The sequence below is a fragment of the Maribacter sp. MS6 genome (assembly GCF_056839185.1).
Genome location: NZ_CM166389.1, coordinates 4,044,384 through 4,068,489, shown reverse-complemented (window position 1 = coordinate 4,068,489; position 24,106 = coordinate 4,044,384). Strand labels below are relative to the sequence as shown.

Here is a 24,106-nt window from a genome sequence, read left to right as displayed (position 1 = left end):
ATTTATTACTTTTACATTATAAAATTTTAAATAGAAAGCTATGTTTGGAGATATGATGGGCATGATGGGTAAATTAAAAGAAACCCAACAAAAAGTAGAAGCTACCAAAAAAGACTGGATACGGTATTGGTAGATGAAAAATCCCAAGACGGATTATTGGAAATAACGCTAACCGCTAATCGTGAAGTAAAGAAAATCATCATTGACGATAGCTTATTGGAAGATAAAGAACAACTAGAAGATTATTTGATTCTAACCTTGAACAAGGCTATCAAAAAAGCAACTACGGTGAATGAAACAGAACTTGCAGCGGTAGCCAAAGAAGGTATGCCCAATATTCCGGGAATGGATTCGTTCTTAAAATAAACAGGAACTTAATTTATCTTTATGAAGCATTTGTTTATAGTAGTCATACTACCTTTTTTGGTATCCTCACAAATGTACAGTAAGTCAAATTTAGAGAACCAATGGCATTTTGATATTGAAGCCGCAAGAAAGATTGCTGTAAAACAGAATAAGCATATTCTTATCTATTTTACGGGCAGCGATTGGTGCCCGCCTTGTAAAATGTTGAAAAAGGATTTTTTTGATACCCCGGAATTTAGTGAAGCATCCCAAAATTATATTCTCCTTTATATAGATATGCCTAGAAACAAGAACATGGTGTCCACCGAACAATTATATCATAATAAAGAAGTGTCCACCGCATATAACAAAAAGGGAGTATACCCGCTACTTGTTGTTTTAGATAATAAAGGTAAATCATTGGGAGAATATTCCGGTTATTCCATGAACGGTGATATAAGGCAACATCTTAGGCTTCTTAGCAAATACGATAAGGCAAAATAACCCATTGTTGAATTTTTTGAATTCGATTATTGGTAGGATCCTTTTAAACTCCACTTCGTTTAAGACATATGTGAATCCTGTAAAGTGTTAATTCCTGGTTTCGTTGCCGAATTGATGGCAAATCTTGTGAATTCCAATACAAAAAAGAATGCTTACCTTTAGTAAAAAGCTTTTGCAATGATTGAAATAAAGAAAACAGCATCAGAGAAATTTGAGTTTTTTGTGAAATCTGAAACTGGAAAAGTCCTCTTAAAAAGTGTCCCATTTACAGATGAAAAGTCAGTAAGCAGGACTGTAGATATCTTAACCAAAATGGTTTCACCTATGAAAAGTTTTGAACGGAGAACGAATTTCAGTGGTCAGTTTTTATTTGAACTTAAAAATAAAGATGGTAAAATAATAGGAAGCAGTGGACTTTATAGTTCCGAAGCAGGAATGGAAAACGGAATTAAAAACTTGAACGCCCAATTAAAGAGCCAATCTATTACGCACAAGATTCAATCATAAATTGGGCAATGTGCTTAATAGACGGTCGTGCATCTTATCAGTATAATCTAAATGAGTCACCATGCGCAATTTCCCTTGACCCATAGAGATGATTTGGATATCCTTTTCCTGTAATTTCTTAGTAAATTCTTCACTGGATTGAGAATTTTCGTCAATTTCAAAAATGATAATATTAGTCTCAATCGGTTCTACTTTTTTGACATAACTTAAGCCTGACAGTGTAGTACCGATTTCCTTTGCTCTTGCATGATCATCAGAAAGTCTGTCCACATGATGGTCCAATGCGTAAATAGCTGCTGCCGCTAAAAAACCTGCTTGACGCATTCCACCTCCAAGTACTTTGCGCACGCGTATGGCCTTAGCTATCATTTCCTTGCTACCAACAAGAACAGAGCCTACGGGACAGCCTAAGCCCTTGCTAAGGCAGACACTTATGGTATCGAAGAGCTGACCGTATTGCATAGCATCTTCGTTTTTTGCCACAAGGGCGTTCCATAATCGTGCTCCGTCCAAATGATACCCCAAATTATGATTTTGGCAAACGGTTTTTATCTTCTGTAGTTCCTTAAATTCCCAACAGGCACCTCCTCCTTTGTTCGTCGTATTTTCAATGCATACCAGCGTAGACAACGGACTGTGATAGAAATCGGGTGGATTAATGGCTGCAACTACTTGATCTGCCGTCATCATTCCCCTATTCCCATCTACCAATCTGCAAGAGACACCGCTGTTAAAACTGACGCCACCACCCTCGTAATTAAATACATGCGCATATTTATCGCATATTAATTGTTCTCCTGGTTGGGTATGCAATTTTATAGCCGTTTGATTGGTCATAGTGCCGCTTGGAAAAAACAAGGCGTCTTCCATCCCAAACATATTCGCTACCTTTTTTTCCAAAGCATTAACAGAAGGATCTGCCTTGAAGACATCATCACCCACTTCTGCATGCATCATGGCATCCAACATGCCAGGAGTTGGTTTGGTAACCGTATCGCTAATCAGGTTTATTTTCATTTGTAAATTTCAAAACAAGTTAAACTCCGTCAGTCGCTACAAATTTTTAATGAAAACAATCCATACCTATGGGCGAGCCATCGGGTAATACTGGCGCGGGTATTACCTCAAATTTATCAGGATGTGCATAGAACTCCTTAATTCGTCTTGTCATTTCCAAGTTCATCGCATTACTGGATGAGCCCAAACTAGACGCCAATTTGCTTAGTTGTTGATTTGCTATGGCATTTACCTGAGGATGAACTTTATCACTTGCCGCTAGGTTCATAATATGAAACAAAACCCTAAAATTAATATTCTGTTGAACACCGCTTAAGTAATCATCCTTATGGTTTTTATTCAACGTATTGGTAACCACTGTATTCAAAAGTTCTTGTAATCCAAGATTATCTGGGTCAAGGTATTTTTGTTGTATGAGTCTAGAAGCGCGTTCTGGGTGAAGCAAAAAACCTAATGTCATATCTGCAGCTGTTTCTGCCGCAGAAAGTGCATCAAAAGACACTCCTGTTTTTCCATTGATAGATTCTCTAGTCCTACCATATCCGAACGCCCTGGGCGGAAATAAGCTCAGTTTTTCTTTTGGAATAGCTATTTCTCCGGCATCCAAGGTTTGTAAAACGGCATCTAACGCATCTTCCTGGGTTTTTCTATCTACTATAGCCACTACATTCTGTCCATCGCCTTTTACCGCATAATTATACTCCAAGCCACCAATGATTTTAGCAACCCCTTCGGTTTGATATCTATGAAAGAAATAAAGCGGCACAAACACATCTTCCAAAACCGAATTTGGTTCATTAGTTCTAATATTGTCAATAGAAAAATTAGCTATTGCAGTTTTACGAACCTTCATCATTTCTTCCAACTCTTTGCTTACATCGGTTCCATTGTCCCACAAATGGGCAAGTACATGTGCGCTGCCTTGGGGTCTTGCATCTTGGTCCGTAATATAGCGTAGTCCTTTATCTTGGGCGGACTTTAAAATCTTGTTCAATTCCTCTCGTTCATTGGTCCCGTTTTCAAAGTCGGCATAGGAATACGCTACGGTGACCTTATCCCAATCTCCTATTCCCGTTGCATACACATTCGAAAAGTCAACAGCCCCCTTTTTAACGGAGAACTGAGGATGTGGATAATCCATAACCGATGCCCTATTATTGGTGCTCGCCGCGTAATTATGCGCAAAACCTATGGTATGTCCAATTTCATGGGCAGAAAGCTGTCGTATCCTTGCAATGGCCATGTCCAACATAGGTTGATTATTATCATCACTGTTCGCAAAAGGTTTATCCATAAGCGCTTGTGCGATTAAAAAATCCTGTCTAATTCTTAAACTTCCCAAACTTACATGTCCTTTAATAATTTCTCCTGTTCTAGGGTCCGTAATACTACTGCCATAACTCCATCCCCTGGTTGACCTGTGCACCCATTGTATTACATTGTAACGAACATCCAACGGATCAGCATCATCGGGAAGCATTTTTAATTGAAAAGCGTCTTTGTATCCAATGGCCTCAAAAGCTTCGTTCCACCAAAGGCCGCCTTCCAAAAGAGCCGTTCTTACGGGTTCAGGAGTACCATTATCCAAATAATAAACAATTGGCTCAACAGCTTCGCTTACAGCTGCCGAAGGATTCTTTTTCTCTAAACGGTGCCGGGTAATGAATCGTTTTAAAATAGGATCTTCTACCGGCGTGGCATAATCGTAGTAAGAAAAAGGGTAGGAACCACTTCTTGGATCAAACTCTCTTTTTTTATAACCATCATCCGGAAGTTCTATAAAGGAAGCATGTTGCGCAACAGTTATCAAATCAGCATTTGGAGTCACGGATCTAATGTAGGCACCGGATGCTTCTCCCTTAAAAGTCATGGTCATATCGAATTCAATATTTTTAGGGAACGCTTTCGTTCGTTCAAGAGCGAATGCGCTTTTTGTTCTATCCATGCTGTAAGAACCTTGTTTTGCACGTTTTAACCTTTTCGAAACTCCATGGGTATCTTGCATGAGGAAATCGGTAATATCGATTACATAAGTACCGTTTTTTTCTTCTTCGATTTTAAAACCTCCTAAAATAGATTTGGCAAATGCCTGTTCTATAGATTTCTTCTCCAAAGTGTTATCGGTTAATGCCCTAAACTTTAAATTCGGTTGCACCAAAAGTAATTTGTTTCCTGCTTTTTTAAAATAAACGACCTGTTCGTTACCCAACTGTCCCCTATCCAAACCTATATCGTTACTGCCTATACCACTACTTAAAGAGTACACGTATAAAAATTCATGGTCTAACTTATCGACCTCTAAGAAAATTTTATCGTTCTTCTCATCATAATAAAAGTCAAACAGACCTTCGTACTTTTTATAATCGGATTTGTTTTCAGAGAATTGCGCCGATGTTAATTGATAGGTAAGTAAACCTATCAATAACAAGATATAGTTTTTCATTTGTAAGTGGTTTAGCTTCTAAAATTATATAAAATAAAGGAAATACCATTTTTAAAATAGAATTAGATGATAAAAGAAGGCAAGAGCGGTCTCAATTGCCTAAAAGAATATTATTTTTACCTCTAAATTGAACGTAATGATAATTACTACAGACCACTATAAAGGTCTTATAGATCGCCTTGGTGCGTTAAGGAGGTATCTTTGACATTGATGCCAAACTTATAGAGATAGAGAACGAACAGGAGAAGACCTTAGCTCCAGACTTCTGGGATAATCCACAAGAAGCTCAGGCACACATGAAATTTATCCAATCCAAGAAACAGTGGGTAGACGACTACAATGAGGCCAGTGTACTCGTAAACGACCTTGAGGTCTTACTAGAGTTTTTTCAAGAGGGAGACGTTTCTGAAGCTGAGGTTGAAAAGCAGCATGATAAAGCTTCAACTGTCCTAGAAAAAATGGAGTTTAAAAACATGCTTTCCGAAGAAGGTGATAAACTCCCTGCCGTACTGCAAATAACAGCTGGAGCTGGCGGTACAGAAAGCTGTGATTGGGCCGCCATGCTTATGCGCATGTATATGATGTGGGCAGAAAAAAATGGCTATAAAGTAAAAGAACTAAATTATCAAGAAGGTGATGTTGCCGGTATAAAAACCGTTACGTTAGAGATTGATGGTGAATTTGCGTTTGGCTGGCTTAAAGGAGAAAACGGAGTGCATAGACTGGTGCGTATTTCGCCTTTTGATAGTAATGCCAAACGGCATACATCATTTGTATCCGTGTATGTATATCCATTGGTAGACGACAGTATTGAAGTAGATGTAAACCCCGCAGACATTACAATAACCACAGCAAGATCAAGTGGAGCTGGTGGACAAAATGTAAATAAGGTAGAAACAAAAGTACAGTTAGTTCACCATCCTAGTGGGATACAGATTTCCTGTTCCGATTCCCGTAGCCAGCATGATAACAGGGCTACAGCAATGAAAATGCTAAAGTCTCAATTATATGAAATAGAGTTGCGTAAAAAAATGGAAGCTCGGCAAGAGATAGAATCCTCCAAGATGAAAATAGAATGGGGCTCTCAAATCCGTAATTATGTAATGCATCCCTATAAATTGGTAAAAGATGTTCGCACTGCCGAAGAAACAGGCAATGTAGATGCCGTTATGGATGGGGATATAGACCGTTTTTTGAAAGCATTTTTAATGATGATGGGACAGCGGGAAGAGGAATAAATCCATTACCCCAAAAAGGAAACCCTTTAATAGCAAAATAGAATTGTTTGCAGTAGCCCAGCCAATCAACCTTGAAACTTAAACTTTAAAAACTATGATTAAGATTTATCATAATCCCAGATGCAGAAAGTCAAGAGAGGGCTTAGCTATTCTTGAAAAATCTGGCAAGGAATTTGAGGTAATAAAATATTTAGAAGATATACCGACCAAGGAAGAGTTAAGAGAAGTGGTTGCCTGTTTAGGTATAGCTCCCGAACATCTGATTCGAAAAAATGAAGCTATCTGGAAGGAAAAATTCAAAGGTAAATTGCTTTCGGACGAAGAGATAGTGGATGCTATGCTTGCGTATCCCAAACTAATCGAACGCCCCATAGTGGTATACAATAAAAAGGCAGTAATAGGCAGACCATTAGAAAATATAGATGTACTTTTAAAATAAAACACTGCTTGGGAAATGGTATCGAGAAGCTCCAATTTCCAAAGGCCAACCAAAATATTTAACTTTACAGTATGAAATCACAGAATAGACTTAGCTTTTTCAAAGGTATTTTAGTCTTGGCTCTTATAATGGTGGGGTCAGAATGTTATGCCCAATTCAATCAAGGCATGGGAAGAGGTATGGGAAGAAATGGTATGGGAAGACAACGCAGTGCCATCCCTCAGGCGCAGCATGCGCCAGAACCACCAAAACCAAAAACATCGGAGGAAATTGTAGAAGACCAAATGCCATCAATAACAGAAGCACTTGTTTTAAACGATTTTGAAGCTGCAGTAATGAGCTCTATTCTAAAGAAATATGTTCAAGAAAGGATTGAGGCCCAAATTCTAAAACTTCCGCCAGAAAAGATGACGGAGACCTTTACCGATATATCCGAAAGACAAGACGAAGAGTTAAAAATGAGCTTACCACCAGAAAAATATGAAGCTTTTTTAGATTTAATGAAGGATGGGATAAACAAAACCATTAAAAAAATAAAAAGAAAAAAAGGAAGAAAGACAAAAATTAGGCCAGCCTTCAAAATTAATTGCTACGGTAGCTATTTACATTGAGTATATTCAAAGTAATAGGTGGAGCACTAAAACCATTCTGCACTAACTTAAAGACTGTAAAAGATTATAATGATTAAAGGGTCCACATGATTTGCGTACGAGTAATTTCAATGGAGCCGTAAGTAATTATTGAATCATTAGTAAAGTATAGGCTTTTTAGCCAATAGAATATTAGATAAGAAATGGCAATCGCATAATTGTTAAAGTAAAAAAGAAGCCAAAGTGGCTTCTTTTTTTATGCTTCTCTTTCGGCTTTCTTTGCCTGTCGTTTTTCTTTCAAAAGTTCTATTATGTTACCGCCCAACCAGTAAGGCACAACGAACAGCAACAAAAAAATCATTAACCAAAAACCTATTGTTAAAATGGTCAAAAAAGCTAAAAATCCTAAATATTGGTCAAATTCAAACATAGTATCTTACTTATCTAAAACAAAGATACCATAATCGTATTATTTTTTGCAAGCAAAAAATAAAATTAATTCAAGATTTTACTCCGTTATACGCTATAAATATATTTTGAACCTTTATTTTTAGCTTAATCACTAAGTATTAAATTTGCAATAGTTAGACTTTACACTACTATACTAAAGTCATAAGCTTGTTTAGTGCTATTGTATTATCAGTTTTTATAACCACTATAAGTAATTAACATATGGAATACAGAATAGAAAAGGACACGATGGGCGAGGTTAAGGTACCCAGCGATAAGTATTGGGGTGCACAGACCGAACGTTCTAGAAATAATTTTAAGATAGGACCTTCTGGATCTATGCCCTTGGATATTGTCTACGGCTTCGCTTACCTCAAAAAAGCTGCAGCGTACACAAATTGCGAGCTAGGTGTACTTTCCAAAACAAAAAGAGATTTGATTGCACAAGTCTGTGATGAAATTCTAGAAGGAAAGCACGATAATCAATTCCCGTTGGTTATCTGGCAAACAGGATCTGGTACACAGAGTAACATGAATGTTAACGAGGTGGTCGCCAACCGTGCTCATGAAATTGCAGGACATAAAATTGGAGAAGGCGAAAAGACGATACAGCCCAACGATGATGTTAACAAATCGCAGTCCTCCAATGACACGTTTCCGACCGGAATGCATATTGCTGCATATAAAAAGATTACAGATGTTACTATTCCGGGCATTACTCAATTGCGAAACACCTTACATAGTAAAGCTCAAGAATTTAGTAAAGTTGTTAAAATAGGGCGTACCCATTTAATGGATGCCACTCCCCTAACCTTGGGTCAGGAATTTTCCGGTTATGTCTCACAATTGGACCATGGGCTTAAGGCGTTACAGAATACCTTACCACACTTGCAGGAGCTTGCACTAGGTGGCACCGCCGTTGGCACAGGTTTAAACACGCCAAAAGGTTATGACGTGTTGGTCGCAAAATATATCGCAGATTTTTCTGGCCTCCCGTTTATAACAGCTGAAAACAAGTTCGAAGCTTTGGCGGCGCATGATGCGATTGTAGAAAGTCATGGTGCGCTAAAGCAATTAGCAGTTTCCTTAAATAAAATTGCTAATGATATTCGTATGATGGCCTCCGGACCACGCTCTGGTATTGGAGAGATCACTATCCCGGCAAATGAACCGGGAAGCTCTATTATGCCAGGAAAAGTGAATCCCACTCAATGTGAGGCCCTAACCATGGTATGTGCCCAGGTTATGGGTAATGATGTTGCAGTAACCGTAGGAGGAACACAGGGCCATTATGAACTTAATGTATTTAAGCCGATGATGGCGGCGAACATCTTGCAATCGGCTCAGTTGCTTGGGGATGCATGTACAAGTTTCGATATCAATTGTGCTGCCGGCATTGCCCCAAATCATCAAGTAATCAAACAATTATTAAATAATTCCTTAATGCTCGTAACTGCTTTAAATACCAAAATTGGGTATTACAAGGCTGCAGAGATAGCCAATACGGCGCATGAAAATGGCACTACCCTGAAAGAGGAAGCCGTAAACTTAGGTTATGTGACAGCAGAGCAGTACGATGAGTGGGTTAAGCCAGAACAGATGGTGGGCAGCTTAGAGTAAAAAGGGATTTAGCCAATATGTTTATAAAAGCAAAAAGGGAGGTTCCAGTTGGAACCTCCCTTTTTTATAGATATGATTAGTGTTTTCTATTTTAAAGTGAACTGTGAAGTTCCCAATAATTTTAGCTTATCATCGTATACGTTTACCATATACTGGCCTTTTTGGAAATCTCCCGCAGGTTTGTTCAAGTAGTCACAAATATCCAAGGATTTGTTTTCATAGTAGAAACTCGTGCTTTGACTATAGGTAATAGATGCACCATTATCATTAGTCTTGGACATACTCTGACCTACAACGTTACCTTGTGGATCTAAGGCTTCTAAATAAAACTCACGATCGCCGGCATCTGCAATTACGTTATCCGCTATTGTGAAGCAAATTTTAAATTTATCAGTAGATCTGGCCCTTGTCGTAGAGGATAACTTACCACTATTTCTTTCCCTAACGGCATCTACGTTTATTTTAGAAAGATTCAATGCCGATCCTCTTTCCACAGCCTGCGCCAAGCTGGTATTCTGTACCACTAAAGAATCGTTAAAAACTGTTTGCTTCTCTAATTCTACATAGGTACTATCCCTTTGCATGGCGATAGCAGTATTAGACCTTTGTAAGGAATCTACTTGCTTAATCAATTTTGCTCTTTCTGCCTTTAATACACCAACTTGCCTTCTGTATCTACTTAAAGAAGAGATGTCAGCTTTCATGGTTTTTACAGAATCGATATATCGTGCAATGTTATCCCTTGCAGAAACCAATTCTTCATTGGTTGCGTTACTCTCTAAAATTGCCTTGTCGTACTCGGATTTTAGACTATTTAAATCCTCAACAACCAATTCTTTTTCAGTGGTAAGGTCTTTTTCAGTTTTTTGCTTGTCTTGATAAAGACTTACGGTGTAGATAATTGTAGCTATTAGCACAACACCTAGTAGCGCTGCCAATACCTTTAACCCATTGTTATTTTTCGTTTCAGTCATAATGAACTATTAAATTGTTTTTTTTTGGTTTTGATAAAATTAGTTTTTCTATCGGACTATATACGTACTGAATCTATTTTTAGATTTTTTCTTGAAAAAAATGTATGCATGATTAGCCCTTTATTCGTCTAAAGGACCAACTTCATAGATGAAATACCATTTTATCTTAAATATTCTTAAAAATCCTCCCCAATGTTAAAGTGTGGTCTCGAATAAAAACGCCGAACATCGCTTCTTCAAAATGGTACTTGGATGGGATGAGAAATACAAAACCCTAATAAATGATTTTAAAAATTGTAGCTATCTTTAACTTCAAATAAAATTAAACCACGGTTATCATGAAACTAATTGGCTACGTAATTATTGCTTGCATACTGTTTACCGGGTGTAAAGAAAAACAAAATAAAAAACCGATAATCGATGCCGAAGCTGAGTTAGCGTCGGAGGTAGCGCCTAAAGAAGAAAATAAGGTTCAAACCACAGACATTAGTATAAATCCTATCCAACACGCGACGGTGGTTTTGGAGTGGAACGACCTTACCATTTATATTGACCCGGTTGGTGGCGCATCTGTATTCGAAGGACAAAAACAACCTGATTTAATATTGATTACCGATATTCATGGAGACCATTTTAGCTTGGAAACGCTTGAAGCTTTCGACACCTCCAAAGCAAAAATAATTGTTCCGCAAGCCGTAGCCGATTTGATTCCTGAACCTTATACACCACAATTAGATGTATTGGACAATGGAGATTCCAAAGAGCGTTTCGGTATCACGGTCGAAGCTATCCCTATGTACAATCTGCGCGAGGAATCACTTAAATTTCACGAGAAAGGTAGAGGGAACGGATACGTATTAAATATGGGCGGAAATAGGCTTTATTTCTCCGGGGACACCGAGGATATTCCTGAAATGAGGGCCTTAGAGAACATAGATAAAGCTTTTGTTTGTATGAATCTGCCCTATACCATGACACCCGAAAGCGCTGCCAGCGCCGTGTTGGAATTTAGCCCAAAACAAGTGTATCCTTATCACTACAGAGGAAACCCCGATGTGAGCGATGTATCAAAATTTAAGGAAATGGTCCAAAAAGGAAGCTCGGAAATAGAAGTTGTTCAACTGGACTGGTATCCTTCCGAAGCGTATTAAGATTTCATGAAATCATTTCATTCATCCTCATAACTAAATGACAATCAATCAACAATAATTATCATGCTGCTTATTTAAAGGTCAACTTGGCAATTCTATTTCTACCGGCCGCGTACGCAATGGAATCATTTTGAAAGCGAAGTGTAAAAAAAGATTCGTCCGATAGCTGTGTCCACGATTCACCTTGATTTGCAGAATGGACAATGCCCGTAAACCCTAGTGCTACAATTTCTTTTCCCTCGGTTCCTGGTACGAATTGAATACAACTCCTATAATTAGGTAAAGTGTCGTCTGCTATCAACTTCCAAGTCAAACCTCCATCCGTCGTTTTGGCCTTGTTCAAAGTATTTCGTTCCGGATCGGTGTAATCCCCACCCATCGCTACACCTACATTTTCATCATAAAAATGGATAGAGTAGATACCCTCGGTAGGTTCTTTAGTACTAATAGGCGTATGTTGAACCTTCCAGCTTCGACCTTTGTCAGGAGAGAATAGTATGCGCTTGGTTGTGGCAACCCACGTTTTGTCTCCAACAACAGCAATATTAGTGTTACTCGCAGCAAAAGCACCTTCGCCTTCAATTTCTTCAGGCAATTCATTACAGGGCAGTTTCTTCCATGTCTTACCTCCGTCACGGGTAATGAGAATGCTCATACAACCATCCATGCTATCACCTACCGCTATACCTTCCTTATCATTCCAGAACGTCAACGCATCATAAAAAACGGCATCATCTTCTTCTTTATATACAAGCTCCATGCTTCCTTGATCACCAGTCTTGTAAAGTAGCGCAGGGTTTGCAACAGACAACATAAAAAAATCGGTAGCCGTATGCGCCACGGCACGAAACTCGGGTAGTATAGTGTCGTACCTTTGAACATTAGCTCTCACTTTCCCGTTGTTTAGGTCAATAGTTCCAAAAGTTCCTTTGTTGGCCGCAAAAGCAAGGCTATTGCCCATAATTTCTATAGCGCGTATACTCAAAGAGTCTGTATAAAGCGTATCTACTTCCACTTCCGTAAACGGAGCTTTCTTTACCACCTCCGTACAGGAAAAAAATAAAGCAAATACTAGTAAAAGGCCAAAGTTTCTCATCTTCATTAAAGTTTCTCAAAAATAAAGGGAATCGCTTCTAAAACAATACCTTTGCACCCTTAATTTTTAAGAATGAAACTGCACAGAAACCTCGTATTTGCCGTAATAGATGCCTTGAATTTAATATTCAATGAGAATGAATATGCCGACAAGGTAGTTCAGAAAGTATTGCGTTTTGATAAGCGCTGGGGAGCCAGAGATAGAGGTTTTATTGCCGAAACTACCTACGAAATGGTACGGTACAAGCGTCTCTATGCAGAAATCGCCGATGTAAAGGAACCGTTTAGTAGGCCCGATTTATTCCGTATGTGGGCTGTTTGGGCCGTACTTAAAGGGATTGCCCTACCAGATTGGAAACAGATAGAACCAACACCGGAACGCCGTATCAAAGGCAAGTTCGATGAGCTTTCCAAAATTAGAAAATACCGTGAAGCGGTACCGGATTGGATAGATGAACTATGCGAGAAATCGCTTGGTGAAAAGCTATGGACGGCCGAAATAGCAAAACTGAATGAACCTGCAGAAGTTATCCTTAGAACAAATACGCTAAAGACCAGCAGAGAGGCATTGCGGAAAGCCCTTTTGGACGAAGGTATTGTTACGGAACCGATTAAAGGTTATCCGCTGGCATTGCGCTTACCGGAACGAGCGAACGTGTTCGTAACCCAATCTTTTAAAAATGGTTTTTTTGAGGTACAGGATGCCTCTTCTCAGTTGGTAGCCGCTATGTTAGATGTTAAACCCGGACAACGCGTCGTAGATACCTGTGCGGGAGCTGGTGGTAAATCCCTGCATCTTGCCGCCTTAATGGAAAACAAAGGGCAGTTGATTGCCATGGATATCTATGGCAGTAAACTAAAAGAACTTAAAAGACGCGCTAGAAGAAACGGAGCGCACAATATTGAGCCAAGGGAAATCGATTCTACCAAGGTATTCAAAAAGCTATACGGAAGTGCGGATAGGGTGCTTATAGATGCACCCTGCACTGGTTTGGGAGTTATTAGAAGAAACCCCGATACCAAATGGAAGCTACAACCAGAGTTCCTGGAGAAAATCGCAAAGACACAACGTGAAATTTTAGGAAGCTACAGTAAAATCTTAAAACCCGGCGGTAAAATGGTGTACGCCACCTGCTCAATTCTACCACAGGAAAACAACGATCAGGTAAAGTCTTTTTTATCCAGTGAAGAAGGTGCAGATTTCACCCTTATCAGCGAAAAGAAAATCTATGCCTCTAAAAGTGGGTTTGACGGTTTCTATATGGCATTATTGGAAAAGAAGTTGGTATAGTTTTAAGTAGCCAAATCCCAGATTTTAGCACTGAATTTAAAATAGGGCGGTTTGTTGCGATACAGCTTTCGTGTCTACTTTTGTTTTCTCTTTTGTAGCTCCTGTTTGCTTAGCTCCCCAGCGTTGCATGGACTGCACAACAGGCAGTAATGATTTCCCAAAAGGTGTTATTGAATACTCTACCCGCGGTGGAATTTCTGGAAAAGTTTTGCGCTCCAATACCCCAGATTTCTCCAACGAACGCAGTTGCTTACTCAACATTTGTTTGTTTATACCTTCTACGGCGGTGAGCAGCTTCGTAAATCGGTTTGCTCCTTTTGCGATTTTAAATAGGATAATGGGTTTCCATTTGCTATCCAACGTTTTCATACACGTTGTAACTCCACAGGTAGTTGCTTGTTTCGTTTCTTTCGTGGCCATACGCTATTTTGGTTTCAAATCGATTTTAGGAATGTAACTTTAAGATGGCTAAAATACTAGAATACCAGTTACCATCATAACATTAGTACCGTCAGAATTCTATAGTTTTAAATGAATTCACCAATCACCTTAAATCAAAAATAGAGTGCTTAAGATTTATGGTATGATTGTTAAACTAAAACGGAATTCATGGAGATGCTATTAAGAAACACCTTCATGAATTATATTGTAAGAACTCGTTGTGCATTATGGATAAACTTGTAGACCATGTCAGTTCGAGTGCTGGATTTTACAATTATTTAATGGTAAAATCGAGTGTATCGAGAACCTTTTAGGCTAAAAAGTTTCTCGATACAAATTTTGTTCTCGAAAAGGTCACAAAATTCACTCGAAATGACATCTATTCCTAGAAATACAATCAAAATGCACAACGGGTTGTAAGAATAAAACTATGATTCTATTTTTTCAAAGTAGGATACTCCACCCCCAACTGTTCCAAATAGGTATCGAACTTAGTTTCGTCAAAATAGAATTTCTCTAAATCGGACCTAAATTGACCTTGTTTGTCTGCATTTAAATAGATGGGCGGCATATCACTTTCCGAAATCATAGGAATAAACTTGGTTTCCTTGGTTTGTTCATTGTTAAAATAATCCCATGCTCCCGTCAATAGCTCTGGATTTAAAAGGAAATCGAGAATCGTCATTGCTTCTGCCTTGGCTCCTGCCACTACCCCTTTGTGTGCAATAGGCGTAGCCATTGAAATCGCATTGCTCCAATGGTGTCCTTGCAGCCCAGGAATGTTGGACGGGAAACGCATCGTAACCGTAGGTACTTTCCAAGAAATATCACCAATATCGTCCGAACCACCACTAATCGGTTCAATTACCGGTAATCCTAGGGGAGCAAGCTCGGTGCTTAAGCCTTCAATTTTTTCCGAATTTACCTCTGTCTGTACGGCTTCGGCCAAGGCTTGGTCGTCTTCGGACCAAGTAGGCAAGCCAACATTTTTGATGTTCTCGTACATCGTTTCTGCTATCACCTTGTTGTAATGTCTGGGCCAAGCAGCGCCAAGTACTTTATGTTTCACGGTTGTGCCCGTCATCATAGCGGCACCTTCGGCAATTTGATTTGCCTCTTTGTACATCTCCATTATACCTTCATACTTAATGTCTCTAAAATAAAACCATATCGATGCTTTAGAGGGCACCACGTTAGGCTGATCACCTGCATCCGTAAAAATAGAATGAGAACGACGTAGCGGATGCAAATGCTCTCGTTTATAGTTCCATGCAATATTCATTAATTCGGCTGCATCGAGCGCACTTTTACCCCGCCAAGGAGACCCAGCGGAGTGGGCAGATTCACCATCAAAAGAGTATTCGACCGAGATTAGTCCGGTACCCCTTGTAGGACCATAAGAAACACTAAAATTGTTACTCACATGAGTAAAAATGCACATGTCTATAGCATCGAACAATCCGTCTCTTACGTACCAGGCTTTGGCAGCAACCAGTTCTTCTGCGATTCCCGGCCAGACAAGCAGTGTACCTCCAATGTTCTCGCGTTCCATCACCTCCTTGGCCGCTAAGGCAGCGGAGATGTTCATTGGAATTCCCGCATTATGTCCTTCTCCATGTCCGGGCGCACCTTCTACAATCGGTTTATGGTAGGCCACACCCGGATATTGTGATGCTTTTGGTATACAATCGACGTCGCTTCCCAGTGCAATGGTGGGTCCTTTTCCATTGCTCCATGTAGCGAACCAAGCGGTAGGAATACCCGAAATTGAATTTTCAATTTCAAAACCGTTTTCTTCCAATATTCCAGTTAGGTATTTGGAGGATTCTACCTCTTGAAATCCAAGTTCGGCGAAACTAAATATCTTGTCTACCATTACTTGGGACTGCTTTTTGTTGGCTTCAACAATGGCAGCGGCCTCTAATTTTAATTTTTCGATTTGCTTTTTGGATAGTTTCTTTTGTGAATAAGTAGTTGTAACAGCACCTAGCGCAAGTACGACTAGTATAATTTTTTGTTTCATGGTTGGTTATTTGAATTAAGCAGGAAAAAGATACATAAAAACTAGTTCAATTTTTGAAAATGGCTATGTTTTTGAGAAATTACAATGCTAAGGAGTCCTAAATAGAAGTTTGAGTCGGTACAAGATTCATTTTATAGGTTTATAATAAACCGAGGAGTCATAAGTGCCATAAAAAACTGCAACTTTAAGCTTTTCTTTAGGAGTATAAATTCACATAATTCTTAACTTTAAGCCGCTATGAATAAAGAAAAATCACGACTATGAAAAAGAGAATAATGCTATTCCTTGGTCTGTTCCTAGTTTTGACCACCAGTTTCCTATACGCCCAAGAAAGTAGATACGAATTTAAGAAGGGTGCCTACGACGGTATTGGTAAGTGGTATATGGAGCGTGAAATTTCACACGTTATGGGTTACCAAGGCATGTCTTGGCTAGAACGAGACGAGCGCGAAAAAGAGGAAAATACCTCTACCCTATTGGAAAATATGAATATCTCCAAAACGGACGATATTGCGGATATTGGTGCGGGTTCTGGCTACCATGTGTTTAAAATGGCGGACATGGCAACAGCCGGTACCATCTATGCCGTTGATATCCAAGATGAAATGTTGGCCGCCATGCGGAGTAAAAAACTAGAAGGTAAAATTGAGAACGTCGCCCTAGTAAAAGGAAGCGAAAAAAGCGCGAACCTAAAACCCAATTCCGTGGATAAGGTACTGATTGTTGATGTATACCACGAAATGAATTTCCCCTTTGAGATGATGGCCTCGATAAAGAAAGCCATGCGAGCCAATGCCAAGCTGTATCTCATTGAATACCGAGGCGAGGATCCGACAGTTCCCATTAAAGACTTACATAAAATGACCGAAGCCCAAGCCATTAAGGAGATGAAAGCCCTAGACCTAGAATTGGAAGATAATCACGATAACCTTCCCTGGCAGCACTGTATGGTGTTTGTGAAAAGTTAGCTTTATGTTATTTCCGGTGGTTAGGATTAGCAATCATATCAGATGAAGTGGCGTCTCAAAAGTGACATCCTAGTAGTTCAAGAAAATATGTATAGCACAAAAATTTTTCAAATTAAACAACTTATATTCTTCTTTCTAACATCCTTATGTATGACTGCACAAACCTTAATAGATTTTAAAGAAAATCCAACAACTAAAAATTGGACCGTGGTGGACGATGTGGTCATGGGTGGCCGCTCTTCTGGCAACTTTATACTCTCTGATGAAGGCTATGGAAAATTCTTTGGAGAAGTCTCTCTAGAAAATAACGGTGGCTTTTCTTCTGTTAAGTACGATGTAGGGACTGTAACGGTAAAAAGTAACAGTACCATGCGAATTCGCCTTAAAGGGGATGGAAACTCCTACCAATTTCGCATAAAGGACAAACGACGCCACAGTTACAGCTACATCACTACCTTTGAGACTACGGGAGATTGGCAAACCCTAGAATTTACCTTGGCCGACCTCCACCCTACCTTTCGTGGGAGAAAAGTAGACCTGCCCAACTTTGATCAAGATACGATTGAAGAAATGAGGTTTTTGATAGGGAACAAAAAGCCGCAAAAGTTTGAGTTGTTGTTGGAGTCTATAGCAGTTTTAAAAAAATAATCAATTCTATCTAGAAAAACGAACAATAGATGAAAACCCAAATTATATATCTTTCTACCTTATTACAAATTAGCTTTTGCATAATGACCGACCCCCTATGTGCTACGACATTAAAACCAGTTTAGAAACCCAGCTTAAAAGAGCGGAGAAAGACCAGGACCTGCAGGCCATTGCAGAAATCCGTGAACGTTTAGCACCTCTAACCGATTTACCATTGCACCATGCTTCTGGGTTTAGCCATCCAGAGCTACTTATTTATACGGACCGTTCATCCAATTTTCCAGAAGTCGCTACATGGGGACTTGTACCACATTGGACAAAGGACGAAATACAACAGAAAACATTATGGAACGCTACCCTAAATGCCAGAGGTGAAACCTTATTTGAGAAACCTGCGTTTAAGGATGCCGCGCTGCTCCAACGCTGCATAATTTATGTAGATGGCTTCTATGAGCATCATCACCAAGCAGGAAAAGCCTACCCCTTTTTTATACATCATAAAGAAAACCAGCCCCTAGCCCTCGCAGGACTATGGAGCGAATGGCGCAATCCAGAGACCAAGGGTTTATTACGCAGCTTCACCATTGTTACCACAGAAGCCAACGCCCTTATGCAGCACATTCATAATAATCCCAAACTAAAAGCACCACGGATGCCCTTAATTCTTCCACAAGCGTTGGAAGATGCATGGCTTGCACCTATTGTGACTGCTACGGACAAAGAAGATATTCAAAAACTCATTGCACCCTTGTCAGATGAGGAACTTACTGCACATCCTGTAGCACGGCTCCGCGGAAAAGAATATCAAGGGAATGTGGCTAGTGTTTCCGATGAAGTAGTTTACCCAGCGCTCAAAGCTTCCTAGCACATTCCAATTCCATTTAAAAACCCGCTCGGTACAATTCGTCGGTATCATTCTACAATTGGGTAGTTCCGTTTTTAAAATCCTCTTGCTTTATTGGAGATTTGACCCAACGATAAACACTTAAATAACAAATCACATGAAAACAATTGGACTTATTTTAGCAGTAGTATTGAGTACGTTAACAAGTAACGCACAAGAAAGCGAAGGAGTAACGGTAACGGTAACCATCGAAAACGTGATGTCGGATGAAGGAAAAGTAATGGGAGCATTACATACGGAACAAACCTTTATGAAAGGCCCCGGCATAGTCAACCAAGAAATGGATGCCACCAAAGGTGAACTCACACTTACCTTTGAAAACGTACAAAAGGGCACTTTCGCTTTAATGTTACTACATGACAAAAACAAAAACAACAGAATGGATTTTGAAGCCAATGGTATGCCAAAAGAGAACTATGCCACTTCCGGTGAAACCACCTATGGCCCACCGAGTTTCGCTAATTCTAAATTTGAAGTAGGCGGAGAAGACTTAGAGTTTAGGATTCGGTTTTAAAGAAATAATTCATTAATTAAAACATAGCTCCTCATGAAGGAGCTATGTATATTTCTCAATGGCTCTGATATTTAAATACAAAGCAGGTATGTATGATAAGTCCAGTGCTTTGAAAAATCTTCAGCATGTAACTTCCCAATAAGCTCGCTCAAATAAATGTAGTCCTTATGCTATGAATATAATTAGAGATTATAAAGTCAAATCTTGAATAGCTCAAACCCAATAGCCTTATCATATTTTTTGAAATGTTGCAAAAATTATAGGGTCGTTTTTCTGAGTATCTAAGGGGACACCCTTTACGAACAGTTCTTCAACTGGATCGGATAACCCTGTAGACAATTGGGATATTAACAAAAAAGACAGTATCTATTGTAATTTAAAATTAGTCCTTTTTTTTGGTGACGCTTTTCAACGGGGTATTCATCCAAAATTCTTCATCGACTTTCATTTTTATTTTTAATTGTTCCTCGTTGCCCAATGACAGTGTTTTGTCCATAAATGACATACTGCTAACACCACTATTTTCACTAGAAATGATTTTCTGGGTAAAAAATTCTCGGAACTGATCTATCAATTCTGATTTTCTTTCCGCTAAATAGTTGCCATCTGCGTCCAGCATTTTATTAACACTAATTTTAAATGAAGCCTTTTGCTTATCCTTTTCTTCGGATTCAAGTAGTCTTAGTCGTTTACGCTGTGCCCTCTTCTTTCTGGGAAACGACAGTGCATAAGTGTCGCCAACATTTCCTACTCGAACGACCTTCTTTACTCTTAGCCGATATTTTTTGTAAAAAACCTTAAAATCGCTAGGAATCAATGCTAACCAATTTACAGCAGGTTTGTTTAAAACTATTATTACCTGTTTTGTAAGTCGGTCAAACACGGCATCCTTAATAAAGAACTCAGGAGGGCGAATCAACTTGAACTTATTATGGAAAGAAATATAATTTAGGTACATGTAGCCATTAGAGTCTTGATATTCAAGCAAAATCTCATAAAGTAAATCCATTTCCGATTCGTTATAATTCGTAGAGGAATTCTTATCCGGTTTTTGCTTGAAAACTGCATAATCCAATCTTCGTATCGCGTAAGTATCCTTATCAATGTATATATCCCCTTTTACTTGGAAAGGAACGTTGTTCTTGTTGAATTTTATTTTATATACCTTCTTATCGCCATAATTGGTAAGAAAATAGGTTATGAAATCGTGTGACTTAATAAAATCTTCTACAAACGTATTTACGTAGGAATAAGTCCGTTCATCGTTGTTTCTTATCGCGTCATGATTGAACAACAATGCCAATTCATTCGGAATGTGGTGTTGCCTAAATACCGCATCGGGTATGTACTTGTCTTTACTTTGGTAATCATAGGCTTTGGTCGCAAAGGAATCTACCTCAAAATCTAAATTGCTTTTATAGTTATACAGACCAAATTGCGAACTTTGATGATCTTTTACATCAAAACCTTTATCAAAAACCTTTATTAATGCCTCGTTTAAATTGGTATACTTTTGTTTTCGTAACTGATAATCCCTGTAATAACCTACCAGTTCAAATGGATTCATATCATAATTATCCGGAATACGTTCAATAGCATACTTTATGATTTGTTCTGCCGTAAGGTTAATCTTGACCTTGGTAAGCCGTCCTCTCTTTTTATTGGCGGTTACAATAGTTTCTTGTAATTCAAGAACGGATGGTTTTAGGAATACCTGGTTGATAACGCCTTTTTTCAACACAGAAAAGACAAGTTGTCCTGTTTCATAGCCCATGCTTGAGACTACCAATGTATCGCCTTTAGATTGAAAACTAGTAGGTACCTGAAAGCTCCCGTCTGTATTGGAAATCACCCCGAGGGACAGACCCTTTACCTTTACCGTTGCAAAAACGATGGGTTCATTGGTAATCGAGTCCAACAAAACACCATTGATAAAGCCAGCATCTCCTTGTGAAAAAACCGTCGTGGACCACACCAGAAATAGAAAAAACCAGCCCTTTGTCATACTACGTTTCATACACTTATTTATTAAACATAAAGATAAACAATAGCCTATTAAATACGAGTTGTCAACAACTTAGTATGCCTAACTAATCACAATCCATTATCTACAAGATAAAGAGCCGAACAACCAAAGGAACTACGTAATACCTTAAATATAGAGTTTTGGAATTCGGTTCTAAAAGAAGCTCTTCATGACTAAAAAATAAATGTGCTTTACCGATGATTTCTTATTTAGCTGAGTTGGGAATTAATATATTAAAGCTGATTTTTATCATAACAAAATCGTATAAACACGCCTGCCATCATAAGTATAATTGATAGTTTTTGTATAACTTTGATATGTAAAATATAACTAATGACAATCACACAGTTACAATATGTACTGGCGGTAGCAGAGTATCAAAATTTCACTTTGGCGGCTGAAAAAAGCTTCGTAACCCAACCTACGCTGAGCATGCAGGTGCAAAAGCTAGAAGACGAAATGGATGTGCTCATATTCGATAGAAGTAAAAAACCCATCTCCGTTACCGATGTGGGTAAAAAAATAGTTGCACAGGCAAAAGTAATTGTAAACGAAGCGGGACGCATAAAAGATATTGTAGATCAGGATAAAGGCTTTATTGGCGGCGACTTCATTTTAGGTATCATTCCAACAATTATGCCTACCCTGTTACCCATGTTTTTGAAAACTTTTATAACCAAATACCCAAAGGTTAACCTGATTATCAAGGAACAAAGCACGGAAAGTATTATAAAAAACCTTCAAGATGGTCATTTGGACGCTGCTATTGCAGCTACACCGTTAGAGATCGAGTTCATAAAGGAAAGACCTCTATATTACGAACCTTTTGTCGGCTACATAACGCCAGATCATCGTTTACGAGATGTGAAGGAATTAACAGTAGAAGATTTGGATGTTTCGGATATTCTATTGTTGCAAGATGGTCATTGCTTTAGGGATGGCGTTCTAAATTTATGTAAAACACCAAAAAAGCTAGGTGAGGAACACTTTAAGTTACAAAGTGGTAGTTTTGAAACTTTGGTAAATCTTTCCAATGAGGGTCTTGGGATGACCCTTCTTCCTTATTTGAACAGCATGGAACTTAGTCATGAGAACAAGAAGAATATCAAATACTTTAAAGAACCTTCACCTGCTCGTGAGGTAAGCATCATATTTCATAAAAACGAACTGAAAATTCAGATTACAGAAGCACTTCGTGATGTAATCACCAGTATCGTAAAAGGAGCCATTACGTTTCAGGATGTAAAAATAATAAGCCCGTTGAACAAATAATAAAAGCCACTTTACAGTGGCTTTTTATTATGGTTTTAAATACATTAAACTAGATTGTAATTCTGGCTTGTCCGTTATGAACTGTTGTAACCAGAGTCTCAATTCATCTACCTCTTCTGGCAGTAAAAGTTGAAGGGCTTTCTTTAGTTCCTTGCAAAATAACTTTACATCAAAACTAACTTTTTTAAGTACTGTTTTACTGTACTCAAGCATTGTTTTTGCCATTGTAGTACTTTGTTTATTAATTAGTTGTTACGTAAATTTAAACAAAAAATAGGACATAATATTGCGATGAACACGTTAAATAAATCTTAGAATCGTCATATCAACTTCACATACACTTGCTAATACAACCATCTTTACCCACCAAATGAAAAACCTACTTCTAAGCTGTTGCCTCCTAACCGGTTTGATTGCTTGTAAATCGACGAAAAAAATAGTTTCCAAAAACTTAAACAAGCGCTTAACAGCCTCCTTCTATGACAGTCAGTTTACTGGGGTTTTATTTATAGACGCGGCTAGCAAAGACACCCTATTTAACCAAAACAGCACTAAATATTTTACTCCGGCAAGTAATACCAAAATTTTCACCTTATTTGCTGCACTCAACACTGTACCAGATACCATTCCGGCGTTGCGATACATGCGGCAAAACGACACCTTGTTTATTAAAGGTACCGGAGATCCCTCCTTTTTGCATCCCTATCTCAAGGATAGTACCGCATTTCATTTCCTTAAACAGGAGAAAAATATTGCACTATACACAGGTAACTTTCAAGATTCGAGGTTTGGCCCTGGATGGTCTTGGGAGGATTATGGATATTACTACTCACCGGAGCGTAGTGGTTTTCCAACTTATGGAAATGTTGTTACAATTTGGAATGTACCGGAAACAAAAGTATTTCCCGAATATTTTAAGGACAGCGTAATTCGAATTTCAAATAAGACCAACCGTGAAGAACATCGCAACCTATTCTATTTTGATGCCGCTAGAACAGACATCTTGGAAATCCCATTTAAAACAGGCGACAGTACTCTAAAAAGTATCCTAGAAAAGGAATTGAAAACGAAAATTACGATAGCCAAGGAAATGCCCCTAGGCTTTAAAGAAACACTATACGGAATCCCAGCAGATTCCCTGTACGTAAGACTAATGCATGAAAGCGATAATTTTATCGCCGAACAATTGTTGTTGTTATCGGCTGCCCAAATTACGGATACGTTACATAGTAAGCTCGCAATAACCAATACCTTGGATAAGTTACTGCCAAACCTGCCACAGGAACCTAGGTGGGTAGATGGGTCCGGACTTTCGCGTTATAACCTGTTTACACCGCAATCTATAGTACATGTCTTGGAACGTTTATACCAAGATCTTCCAAGAGAACGCCTTTTTACAATATTCCCATCAGGAGGTATTTCGGGAACATTGGGTGACTGGTATAAAGGCAACTCAATGCCATACATTTATGCGAAGTCCGGAAGTCTAGGTAATAACTACTGCCTCAGTGGATACCTATTAACCAATTCTGGCAAGACGGTTATTTTTAGTTTTATGAATAATCATTTTAGACATCCGTCATCACAGGTAAAGACTAGAATGGAACAGGTATTTGAGAAAATTAGGGATACCTATTGAATAGCTG

Annotated in this window: 23 protein-coding genes and 1 pseudogene; 15 read left to right on the top strand and 9 right to left on the bottom strand. The window is 38.8% G+C overall.

Annotation, left to right across the window (positions count from 1 at the left end; all coding sequences use genetic code 11):
- The first annotated feature begins 40 nt into the window (after positions 1–40).
- The 3 genes and pseudogenes from MS6x_RS17770 (at position 41) to MS6x_RS17760 (ending at position 1,356) form a co-directional block, all read left to right on the top strand.
- Positions 41–366, top strand: a pseudogene (locus MS6x_RS17770) (YbaB/EbfC family nucleoid-associated protein).
- 21 nt (positions 367–387) lie between these two features.
- Complete coding sequence (locus tag MS6x_RS17765) at positions 388–849, top strand: thioredoxin family protein (RefSeq protein ID WP_482603968.1); 462 nt, start codon at positions 388–390, stop codon at positions 847–849.
- A gap of 177 nt (positions 850–1,026) precedes the next feature.
- Positions 1,027–1,356: a YegP family protein gene (locus MS6x_RS17760; protein ID WP_482603966.1), complete on the top strand. Its 330-nt coding sequence runs from the start codon at positions 1,027–1,029 to the stop codon at positions 1,354–1,356.
- Here the strand turns inward: MS6x_RS17760 and MS6x_RS17755 are convergent.
- Positions 1,351–2,373, bottom strand: coding sequence for a threonine aldolase family protein (locus MS6x_RS17755; RefSeq protein ID WP_482603965.1), 1,023 nt, complete (start codon positions 2,371–2,373; stop codon positions 1,351–1,353). The genes MS6x_RS17760 and MS6x_RS17755 overlap by 6 nt on opposite strands.
- 46 nt (positions 2,374–2,419) lie before the next feature.
- Positions 2,420–4,816 carry a zinc-dependent metalloprotease gene (locus MS6x_RS17750; protein WP_482603963.1) on the bottom strand — a complete coding sequence of 799 codons (2,397 nt, stop codon included), beginning with the start codon at positions 4,814–4,816 and terminating at the stop codon, positions 2,420–2,422.
- A 139-nt stretch (positions 4,817–4,955) separates the two neighbouring features.
- Here MS6x_RS17750 and prfB point away from each other — a divergent pair.
- From prfB to MS6x_RS17735, 3 genes are all read left to right on the top strand, one after another.
- Positions 4,956–6,054, top strand: a protein-coding gene (gene prfB, locus MS6x_RS17745) for a peptide chain release factor 2 (RefSeq protein WP_482607191.1) whose coding sequence is annotated in 2 segments (ribosomal slippage) — positions 4,956–5,018 and positions 5,020–6,054 — 1,098 coding nt in all. Because the reading frame shifts where the segments join, the coding sequence is not laid out codon by codon here.
- 94 nt (positions 6,055–6,148) lie between these two features.
- The gene (gene arsC / locus MS6x_RS17740; RefSeq protein ID WP_482603962.1) at positions 6,149–6,493 is read left to right on the top strand and encodes an arsenate reductase (glutaredoxin); all 345 of its coding nucleotides are present in this window, start codon (positions 6,149–6,151) and stop codon (positions 6,491–6,493) included.
- Positions 6,494–6,564: 71 nt separating this feature from the next.
- Positions 6,565–7,104: a hypothetical protein gene (locus tag MS6x_RS17735; protein ID WP_482603960.1), complete on the top strand. Its 540-nt coding sequence runs from the start codon at positions 6,565–6,567 to the stop codon at positions 7,102–7,104.
- Positions 7,105–7,339: 235 nt separating this feature from the next.
- Here MS6x_RS17735 and MS6x_RS17730 read toward each other — a convergent pair whose 3' ends face one another.
- Positions 7,340–7,513, bottom strand: a complete 174-nt coding sequence (locus MS6x_RS17730) for a hypothetical protein (protein ID WP_482603958.1) — start codon at positions 7,511–7,513, stop codon at positions 7,340–7,342.
- Between the two features lie 242 nt (positions 7,514–7,755).
- Here MS6x_RS17730 and fumC point away from each other — a divergent pair, with 242 nt between their 5' ends.
- Positions 7,756–9,153: a class II fumarate hydratase gene (fumC, locus tag MS6x_RS17725; RefSeq protein WP_482603956.1), complete on the top strand. Its 1,398-nt coding sequence runs from the start codon at positions 7,756–7,758 to the stop codon at positions 9,151–9,153.
- 86 nt (positions 9,154–9,239) lie between these two features.
- Here fumC and MS6x_RS17720 read toward each other — a convergent pair whose 3' ends face one another.
- Positions 9,240–10,127 (bottom strand): hypothetical protein, encoded by an 888-nt coding sequence (locus tag MS6x_RS17720; protein ID WP_482603954.1) that lies wholly within the window; start codon positions 10,125–10,127, stop codon positions 9,240–9,242.
- Between the two features lie 338 nt (positions 10,128–10,465).
- On the opposite strand from MS6x_RS17720, the gene MS6x_RS17715 reads away from it, so the two are divergent.
- The gene (locus MS6x_RS17715; RefSeq protein ID WP_482603953.1) at positions 10,466–11,278 is read left to right on the top strand and encodes an MBL fold metallo-hydrolase; all 813 of its coding nucleotides are present in this window, start codon (positions 10,466–10,468) and stop codon (positions 11,276–11,278) included.
- 70 nt (positions 11,279–11,348) lie between these two features.
- Here MS6x_RS17715 and MS6x_RS17710 read toward each other — a convergent pair whose 3' ends face one another.
- Positions 11,349–12,374 carry a WD40/YVTN/BNR-like repeat-containing protein gene (locus MS6x_RS17710; RefSeq protein ID WP_482607190.1) on the bottom strand — a complete coding sequence of 342 codons (1,026 nt, stop codon included), beginning with the start codon at positions 12,372–12,374 and terminating at the stop codon, positions 11,349–11,351.
- Positions 12,375–12,446: 72 nt separating this feature from the next.
- On the opposite strand from MS6x_RS17710, the gene MS6x_RS17705 reads away from it, so the two are divergent.
- Positions 12,447–13,664, top strand: coding sequence for an RsmB/NOP family class I SAM-dependent RNA methyltransferase (locus MS6x_RS17705; RefSeq protein WP_482603951.1), 1,218 nt, complete (start codon positions 12,447–12,449; stop codon positions 13,662–13,664).
- Between the two features lie 36 nt (positions 13,665–13,700).
- Here the strand turns inward: MS6x_RS17705 and MS6x_RS17700 are convergent, their stop codons facing one another.
- Complete coding sequence (locus tag MS6x_RS17700; RefSeq protein WP_482603950.1) at positions 13,701–14,084, bottom strand: winged helix-turn-helix transcriptional regulator; 384 nt, start codon at positions 14,082–14,084, stop codon at positions 13,701–13,703.
- Between the two features lie 457 nt (positions 14,085–14,541).
- Positions 14,542–16,128, bottom strand: coding sequence for an amidohydrolase (locus MS6x_RS17695; RefSeq protein ID WP_482603949.1), 1,587 nt, complete (start codon positions 16,126–16,128; stop codon positions 14,542–14,544).
- 260 nt (positions 16,129–16,388) lie between these two features.
- Here MS6x_RS17695 and MS6x_RS17690 point away from each other — a divergent pair, with 260 nt between their 5' ends.
- From MS6x_RS17690 to MS6x_RS17675, 4 genes are all read left to right on the top strand, one after another.
- On the top strand, positions 16,389–17,096 hold the full coding sequence (locus MS6x_RS17690; RefSeq protein ID WP_482603948.1) for a class I SAM-dependent methyltransferase: 708 nt from the start codon (positions 16,389–16,391) through the stop codon (positions 17,094–17,096).
- 150 nt (positions 17,097–17,246) lie between these two features.
- Positions 17,247–17,744, top strand: a complete 498-nt coding sequence (locus tag MS6x_RS17685) for a CIA30 family protein (protein ID WP_482603946.1) — start codon at positions 17,247–17,249, stop codon at positions 17,742–17,744.
- A 97-nt stretch (positions 17,745–17,841) separates the two neighbouring features.
- Positions 17,842–18,609 carry an SOS response-associated peptidase gene (locus MS6x_RS17680; protein WP_482603944.1) on the top strand — a complete coding sequence of 256 codons (768 nt, stop codon included), beginning with the start codon at positions 17,842–17,844 and terminating at the stop codon, positions 18,607–18,609.
- Positions 18,610–18,745: 136 nt separating this feature from the next.
- Positions 18,746–19,162, top strand: coding sequence for a DUF2141 domain-containing protein (locus MS6x_RS17675; RefSeq protein WP_482603942.1), 417 nt, complete (start codon positions 18,746–18,748; stop codon positions 19,160–19,162).
- 382 nt (positions 19,163–19,544) lie between these two features.
- Here the strand turns inward: MS6x_RS17675 and MS6x_RS17670 are convergent, their stop codons facing one another.
- Entirely contained in the window at positions 19,545–21,179 is a 1,635-nt protein-coding gene (locus MS6x_RS17670; protein ID WP_482603940.1) for a carboxypeptidase-like regulatory domain-containing protein, read from the bottom strand.
- A 342-nt stretch (positions 21,180–21,521) separates the two neighbouring features.
- Here MS6x_RS17670 and MS6x_RS17665 point away from each other — a divergent pair, with 342 nt between their 5' ends.
- Complete coding sequence (locus MS6x_RS17665; protein ID WP_482603938.1) at positions 21,522–22,460, top strand: LysR substrate-binding domain-containing protein; 939 nt, start codon at positions 21,522–21,524, stop codon at positions 22,458–22,460.
- Positions 22,461–22,487: 27 nt separating this feature from the next.
- Here the strand turns inward: MS6x_RS17665 and MS6x_RS17660 are convergent, their stop codons facing one another.
- Positions 22,488–22,685 (bottom strand): hypothetical protein, encoded by a 198-nt coding sequence (locus tag MS6x_RS17660; RefSeq protein ID WP_482603936.1) that lies wholly within the window; start codon positions 22,683–22,685, stop codon positions 22,488–22,490.
- Between the two features lie 145 nt (positions 22,686–22,830).
- On the opposite strand from MS6x_RS17660, the gene MS6x_RS17655 reads away from it, so the two are divergent.
- Entirely contained in the window at positions 22,831–24,099 is a 1,269-nt protein-coding gene (locus tag MS6x_RS17655) for a D-alanyl-D-alanine carboxypeptidase/D-alanyl-D-alanine-endopeptidase (protein ID WP_482603934.1), read from the top strand.
- Positions 24,100–24,106: the final 7 nt, after the last annotated feature.

What these genes read in the sequence shown, in the direction of transcription:
- MS6x_RS17680 (WP_482603944.1), top strand. Translation starts at nt 17,842, where the DNA reads ATGTGCTACGACATTAAAACCAGTTTAGAAACCCAGCTTAAAAGAGCG.
- fumC (WP_482603956.1), top strand. Translation starts at nt 7,756, where the DNA reads ATGGAATACAGAATAGAAAAGGACACGATGGGCGAGGTTAAGGTACCC.
- MS6x_RS17755 (WP_482603965.1), bottom strand. Translation starts at nt 2,373, where the DNA reads ATGAAAATAAACCTGATTAGCGATACGGTTACCAAACCAACTCCTGGC.
- MS6x_RS17750 (WP_482603963.1), bottom strand. Translation starts at nt 4,816, where the DNA reads ATGAAAAACTATATCTTGTTATTGATAGGTTTACTTACCTATCAATTA.
- MS6x_RS17665 (WP_482603938.1), top strand. Translation starts at nt 21,522, where the DNA reads ATGACAATCACACAGTTACAATATGTACTGGCGGTAGCAGAGTATCAA.
- MS6x_RS17765 (WP_482603968.1), top strand. Translation starts at nt 388, where the DNA reads ATGAAGCATTTGTTTATAGTAGTCATACTACCTTTTTTGGTATCCTCA.
- MS6x_RS17660 (WP_482603936.1), bottom strand. Translation starts at nt 22,685, where the DNA reads ATGGCAAAAACAATGCTTGAGTACAGTAAAACAGTACTTAAAAAAGTT.
- MS6x_RS17720 (WP_482603954.1), bottom strand. Translation starts at nt 10,127, where the DNA reads ATGACTGAAACGAAAAATAACAATGGGTTAAAGGTATTGGCAGCGCTA.
- MS6x_RS17735 (WP_482603960.1), top strand. Translation starts at nt 6,565, where the DNA reads ATGAAATCACAGAATAGACTTAGCTTTTTCAAAGGTATTTTAGTCTTG.
- MS6x_RS17730 (WP_482603958.1), bottom strand. Translation starts at nt 7,513, where the DNA reads ATGTTTGAATTTGACCAATATTTAGGATTTTTAGCTTTTTTGACCATT.
- MS6x_RS17715 (WP_482603953.1), top strand. Translation starts at nt 10,466, where the DNA reads ATGAAACTAATTGGCTACGTAATTATTGCTTGCATACTGTTTACCGGG.
- MS6x_RS17760 (WP_482603966.1), top strand. Translation starts at nt 1,027, where the DNA reads ATGATTGAAATAAAGAAAACAGCATCAGAGAAATTTGAGTTTTTTGTG.
- MS6x_RS17695 (WP_482603949.1), bottom strand. Translation starts at nt 16,128, where the DNA reads ATGAAACAAAAAATTATACTAGTCGTACTTGCGCTAGGTGCTGTTACA.
- MS6x_RS17700 (WP_482603950.1), bottom strand. Translation starts at nt 14,084, where the DNA reads ATGGCCACGAAAGAAACGAAACAAGCAACTACCTGTGGAGTTACAACG.
- arsC (WP_482603962.1), top strand. Translation starts at nt 6,149, where the DNA reads ATGATTAAGATTTATCATAATCCCAGATGCAGAAAGTCAAGAGAGGGC.
- MS6x_RS17690 (WP_482603948.1), top strand. Translation starts at nt 16,389, where the DNA reads ATGAAAAAGAGAATAATGCTATTCCTTGGTCTGTTCCTAGTTTTGACC.
- MS6x_RS17705 (WP_482603951.1), top strand. Translation starts at nt 12,447, where the DNA reads ATGAAACTGCACAGAAACCTCGTATTTGCCGTAATAGATGCCTTGAAT.
- MS6x_RS17655 (WP_482603934.1), top strand. Translation starts at nt 22,831, where the DNA reads ATGAAAAACCTACTTCTAAGCTGTTGCCTCCTAACCGGTTTGATTGCT.
- MS6x_RS17670 (WP_482603940.1), bottom strand. Translation starts at nt 21,179, where the DNA reads ATGAAACGTAGTATGACAAAGGGCTGGTTTTTTCTATTTCTGGTGTGG.
- MS6x_RS17710 (WP_482607190.1), bottom strand. Translation starts at nt 12,374, where the DNA reads ATGAGAAACTTTGGCCTTTTACTAGTATTTGCTTTATTTTTTTCCTGT.
- MS6x_RS17685 (WP_482603946.1), top strand. Translation starts at nt 17,247, where the DNA reads ATGACTGCACAAACCTTAATAGATTTTAAAGAAAATCCAACAACTAAA.
- MS6x_RS17675 (WP_482603942.1), top strand. Translation starts at nt 18,746, where the DNA reads ATGAAAACAATTGGACTTATTTTAGCAGTAGTATTGAGTACGTTAACA.